Origin of the sequence: uncultured Agrococcus sp., assembly GCF_945915485.1 — a bacterium.
Lineage (GTDB): Bacteria > Actinomycetota > Actinomycetes > Actinomycetales > Microbacteriaceae > Agrococcus.
Genome location: NZ_CAMEFJ010000137.1, coordinates 1 through 4,060 on the forward strand (window position 1 = coordinate 1; position 4,060 = coordinate 4,060).

General features: G+C 63.9%; 5 protein-coding genes. All 5 read right to left on the reverse strand.

Annotation, left to right across the window (positions count from 1 at the left end):
• On the reverse strand, positions 1-775 hold a 775-nt coding region (locus tag Q0O95_RS13365; RefSeq protein WP_293699639.1), incomplete at its 3' end, for a thiamine pyrophosphate-dependent dehydrogenase E1 component subunit alpha.
• Positions 776-785: 10 nt separating this feature from the next.
• Entirely contained in the window at positions 786-2,108 is a 1,323-nt protein-coding gene (locus Q0O95_RS13370; RefSeq protein ID WP_293699642.1) for an SAF domain-containing protein, read from the reverse strand.
• A gap of 73 nt (positions 2,109-2,181) precedes the next feature.
• Positions 2,182-2,586 carry a transcriptional regulator GutM gene (locus Q0O95_RS13375; RefSeq protein WP_293699645.1) on the reverse strand — a complete coding sequence of 135 codons (405 nt, stop codon included), beginning with the start codon at positions 2,584-2,586 and terminating at the stop codon, positions 2,182-2,184.
• A complete protein-coding gene (locus Q0O95_RS13380; RefSeq protein WP_293699633.1) occupies positions 2,586-2,948 on the reverse strand; it encodes a PTS glucitol/sorbitol transporter subunit IIA in 363 nt (120 codons plus the stop codon). The genes Q0O95_RS13375 and Q0O95_RS13380 overlap by 1 nt, the downstream gene beginning before the upstream one ends.
• Positions 2,949-2,964: 16 nt before the next feature.
• Positions 2,965-3,990, reverse strand: a complete 1,026-nt coding sequence (locus Q0O95_RS13385; RefSeq protein ID WP_293699648.1) for a PTS sorbitol transporter subunit IIB — start codon at positions 3,988-3,990, stop codon at positions 2,965-2,967.
• Positions 3,991-4,060 lie beyond the last annotated feature (70 nt).

Consider the following 4,060-nt stretch of genomic DNA (forward strand, 5'->3'; position numbering starts at 1 on the left):
CACGAGTTCTGTACAGGTTCTTGTCGCTCTTCGAGTGCCCGCGCCAACGATAGGTGTTCGCGACGATGAAGCTAGGCCCACCACCGGCTCGCGCTCTCGATACCGCCTCGTCCACTGCGTCGTACACGGCCTGCACGTCGTTGCCGTCAACATCGACACCTGGCATGCCGTAGCCCTTCGCCCTATCGGAGAGCTGCTCGAGCCTGAACGCCTGCTTGGACGACATGGACATGCCGTAGAGGTTGTTCTCGCAGAGATACACGACGGGCAGCTGCCACATGACAGCGAGCACAACACCCTCATGCCACGCGCCCTCTCCCATCGCACCGTCACCGTGGTAACACAGCGCGACCTGATCGGTGCCCCTCATCTGGGCGGACAGAGCGGCGCCGGTGGCGATCGGCACGCCTCCCGCCACGATGCCATTGGCGCCGAGGTTGCCGGTTTTCGTATCGGCAATGTGCATCGAGCCGCCGCGGCCACGCGCGTAGCCCGACTCCTTCGCGAGCAGCTCCGCCATCATGCGCGTGAGATCCGCGCCCTTCGCGATGGCGTGGCCGTGGCCACGGTGGGTCGAAGTGATTGCGTCGTCCTGTCTGAGCGCGAGCGTCGCGCCCGCTGGAACGGCCTCCTGCCCGATCGAGAGGTGCATGGTGCCGTGCATCATGCCCCGACCGTACAGATCCTCGACGGCCTCCTCGAATCTGCGGATGCGCCACAGCGTCTCGAGTGTTGATTCCGCCAGTTCGGGGTTATCGGTGATTTGCGTTGCCATGTGAGCCTCCCTACCGTTCAACCAGTTCACGTACGGCGTCGAGATCGAGTTCTCCGTCAACCATCGCGTCCTGCAGGCGGCGCAGACGAACGATCACCTGCGCGGCGTCGAGTTCGACATCCTCGTAGCGGACCGGCGCACCCTGAGCAACATCGCGCACGAGCGCCGCGCCCCCCGCAAGACCGATCGGCAGCTCGCCCGTTGCTGCTGCTTCGTCCGCAGGCACCGCATCTCCGTAAACGGTGAAGCCCCCGATACCGTCGATTCGCTCCCCGGCATGCAGAGTGCGCTTCGCGATCGCCGTGACCTCGGCGCGCCATGCGACGGGCTGCAGCGAAGCATCACCATCAATGACCGCCTCGGCGATGGACAACGGGGCTTCGATGCTCGCGAGGTGGTAGGGGCGGTAGAGCGCGAAGTACGGGCCCTCACCGAGCTTCAGATAGCGCAGTTCCTCGCGCACGACCTCGCTGTCCGACCTGACGATCACGAATACGCCGGGGGCGACATCGCCCGTGCAGTAGTCGACGACTCCGGTCCGGTCCAGAAGACCGCCTGCTTCCTGCGGGCTGAACACCTCGGCAAGCGTCTCGACGGTCGCCTCCGGGCCGATCATCGATCGCTGTGTGAGCTCCAAGTCGGCCGCATTGGCGAGCGCAGCCATCTCGATCATGGTCTTGGTGCCATCGACGAAGGAGCAGAGCATCTTCGGGTTCATCCCCTTGGCCGCCGCCTCATCGACGAGGTCGTCAGGTGTATCGCCCTGACGCAGCGGGTTGTTCTTGCCCTTGCCCGCCATGACGACCTCGAGCCCGAGGTCTTCTGCGAACTCGATGAGCTTGAGGCACTCGACCGGCTCGTCGCCTCGACACACCGTGTAGATGCGCCCTTCAGCCTCAGCGAGCTTCGCGAGTGCAAGGCCAACCGTGACGTCAGCCTCGACCGTCATAAGAGCGACGTCCTTGCCGGCGGTGAGCGCCGATAGCGCCACTCGCGTCGCGACCTCGGGCACGCCGGAGCACTCGACGACGATATCGACGGGGAGGGCGGTCAGCACATCGATGTCCCCTACGGCAGCGTGGCCGCCCGCTTCGATGATCTCGGCCAGCGCCGAGACCTCTCCCCCGACGGTGACGTCTTGTATGCCTGCGTTGGTCAGCGCAGTCTCCGCACGATCAATCGCGACATCGGCCACGACGCTGACCGTGACCCCCGTTTGCCGTGCGAGCTGCGCAACGAAGCCCGATCCCATTTGGCCCGCGCCGACGAGGCCTACTCTGACCGGCCGACCGGTCCGCTCCTGTCGTTCCAGGAGCTTCCTCGTGTAACCCACTAATTCTCCTCACATATGTGCAAATCATCTGCACCTTATTGCATTTTAGTATGCCGCAAGTGCGTTCCTTTGGCTAGCCTCGCTTGCGTGGTGCGCGCTTGCGCTGCGCTTGCAGACGACGAAACTCTGCTTCGGCGGCTTCCACCGCCTTCACTACGGCCGCGTCGGATTCGCGAAACGCCACAGACCCCAGGTTTCCTTCAAGGCTTTCGCGCCTCCGCAGCCGTGAGAGCGCGGAGATCCCCCGCATGGCCCTCGCCTCGACGATGCGCTCATCGTGCCCGTCGATCACCAGAGCAACCACGGCACCGCGAATGAAACCCTTGTGCCGACCCGAGACAAGAAACGCTCCTTTCCGGTCGGCATGGGCGACCCGCATCGATTCGATGTCTGCGAGCATCCTGCGGTACTGAAACACGCTCGTGAGCCCAACCAGGCCGAGAGCGCCTATCAGTATGAGCGCGAACCCCCAGTCCATTACGCGCTCCGCAGCGAGATTCGGTCTCCGGCCGTCGGTGAACCAAGCGAACCCTCAGCGACAACCGCACCGGGAAGCAGGTTCTGATCCGGGTCGAGGTATACGACGATGTGACCGAGTGTCCGAAGATTCTCACCCGCAATCTCACCGACTCCGGTCACCGTCGCCTCCTTCTCGCCGATAGCGATGGTGTCGCCGGGCCTGGGGTCACGCGCATCTTCAGACCAGCCCTCGTGCACGACACTCACCTCGGCCAGCGCATCGGGGCAGGGTGCCCCGAACAGAATGACCACACCGGCCTCGAACATGTCCGCGGCATCCTTACCGATACTCGTCACCGTCGACGTGAAATATTCACCCATTTGCATCCTTTATCTCCTAGACCAGCAGGAAGCTGGCTCCCCATGCGATGAGCACGGCGATCGGCGACGTGATCAAGCGCGAGAACAACACGGCGGGAACACCCACCTTGACGGTCTCGGCTTTCGCCTCGCCCAGCGCGAGACCAACCGGCACGAAGTCACAACCCACCTGGCCGTTGATCGCGAACAGCGCGGGCAGCGCGTAGGACACGGGCAGCGCCCCCGCCGCGATCTGCGTTCCCATCAGCACACCGACCACCTGCGCGATCGCGGCTCCCGGGCCCAAGATCGGCGACAGGAACGGCAATCCGGTAATGATGCCGAGCGCGACAAGCCCGATGGGGTTCGCCGCAAGCGGCGTCACACCCTGAGCGATCAAGTCGGAGAGGCCGGTGTAGGTCACGAAGCCGATCAGCAGACACACGTACGCCATGAACGGCAGGATGGTCTGCAGCACCAATTGGATCGTCTGCCTACCGGATGACAGCAGCGTGTTGATGATTCCACCGACAACGCTGCCGAAGCCGACCACGACTTTCGAGAACGTGCCAAGGAAGCCCGAAGGAGCCTCTTCGGCGGCACGCGCCTTCGCCGCAGCAATACGATCGGCGTTCGAAGAGCCCCCGGACTCCGCTTCCGCGGTCTGAGCGGATGCGTTCGCCGGCACGGTCTCCCGGTCGGTGATCTGCACGTCATCCGTAGACACGGCCGAAACGAACAGGTCCTCCGTGATGAACTGAGCAAGTGGGCCGGAGGGCTCACCGGGGAAGACGTCGACCGTAAGAATCTTCTTCTTCGGATAGACGCCGATCCTGGCCGTTCCACCGCAGTTGATGACTGCGGCAAGGATCCGCTCCTCTGGAACGCTGTTGTTGAAGCCGTCAACGGCTTCGACGCCGAGCAGTTCCGCGATGCGTGCTGCGACGGGATGGATTCCGCCACCGGTCACCGAGAGGATGACGTCTTTGCCGTCGTGCGGCGTGATCGTGAGCCCCTTGCCCCAACCGCCGCCTCCCGGCTGAACGAAAACACTGGAAGTCATGCTGCTTCTCCCTTCCGCTCGGATTTGCGCTGTTTCGCAGCGGCCGCCGCTTCGCGGAACTCGCGATCGT

Coding starts and splice junctions, on each gene's coding strand:
- Q0O95_RS13375 (WP_293699645.1), bottom strand. CDS start 2,586: ATGGACTGGGGGTTCGCGCTCATACTGATAGGCGCTCTCGGCCTGGTT.
- Q0O95_RS13385 (WP_293699648.1), bottom strand. CDS start 3,990: ATGACTTCCAGTGTTTTCGTTCAGCCGGGAGGCGGCGGTTGGGGCAAG.
- Q0O95_RS13380 (WP_293699633.1), bottom strand. CDS start 2,948: ATGGGTGAATATTTCACGTCGACGGTGACGAGTATCGGTAAGGATGCC.